Source organism: Streptomyces sp. NPDC048172, assembly GCF_043202595.1.
Classification (GTDB): Bacteria; Actinomycetota; Actinomycetes; order Streptomycetales; family Streptomycetaceae; genus Streptomyces.
Genome location: NZ_JBIDAT010000027.1, coordinates 1 through 1013, shown reverse-complemented (window position 1 = coordinate 1013; position 1013 = coordinate 1). Strand labels below are relative to the sequence as shown.

Sequence of the window (1013 nt, the reverse complement as noted above, 5' to 3'; positions counted from 1 at the left end):
CGGACCAGGACCCGTACCGGACAGCGGGACAGGACCCGTACCAGGGCGGAACGCCCTAGGTCGTGTCTTCAATTGATCTTGAGTAGTGGATCATGGTCGTGTGATACGTCGCCATGAACTGTCTGATCAGGAGTGGGAGTTCCTCCGTCCGCTGTTGCCCGCGTCCTTGCGTGGGCGGAAGCGGTTGGACGATCGAACCGTGCTCAACGGGATCGTGTGGAAGTTCCGGACAGGCACGGCCTGGCGGGACGTGCCCGAGCGGTACGGCCCCTGGCACACGCTGCACACCCGCTTTCGCCGGTGGGCCTTGGACGGCACCTTCGAGCGGATGCTCCAGGCCGCCCAGGCCCGGGCGGACGCGGCGGGACAGGTCGACTGGCTGGTGTCGGTCGACTCCACCATCGTGCGCGCCCACCAGCATGCCGCCGGGGCCCGAAAAGGGGGCGCCGCAGCCCCGCACTCGGACGCTCCCGGGGCGGCCTGACCAGCAAGATTCACCTGGCCTGCGATGCCTTCGGGCGCCCGCTCGCCTTTGTACTCACAGGCGGCAACACCAACGACTGCACCCAGTTCACCACCGTGATGGAGGCAATCCGGGTGCCTCGCATGGGCCCGGGCCGTCCCCGGGCGCGGCCCACCCACGTGCTGGGCGACAAGGGCTACAGCTCCCGCGCGATACGGACCTGGCTGCGACGCCGCGGCATCAGTCACACCATCCCCGAGCGGGCCGACCAGATCCGCAACCGGCTCCGGCGCGGCAGCCGAGGCGGGCGTCCACCGGTCTTCGACAAGCAGCTCTACAAGCAGCGCAACGTCGTGGAACGGTGCTTCAACCGCCTCAAGCAGTGGCGCGGCATCGCGACCCGCTACGACAAGACCGCCGAGTCCTACCAGGCAGCTGTCACGCTCGCCTCGCTCCTGATGTGGGCGTGACATTTGAAGACAACTCCTAGGGGCGGGCGAGGGTGAGAAGTGCCGGAAGGCCGGCGGGGAACGCGGCTCTACAGAGCGGC

General features: G+C 68.4%; 1 protein-coding gene. It reads left to right on the top strand.

Going from position 1 to position 1013, the window contains the following annotated elements; genetic code table 11:
- Positions 1-103 precede the first annotated feature (103 nt).
- Positions 104-933 (top strand): IS5 family transposase gene (locus ACGF3A_RS43990; protein WP_393737047.1). Its coding sequence is split into 2 segments (ribosomal slippage): positions 104-440 and positions 440-933, totalling 831 coding nucleotides; the frame shifts between segments, so codons are not numbered across the junction.
- The last annotated feature ends 80 nt before the right edge of the window (positions 934-1013 follow it).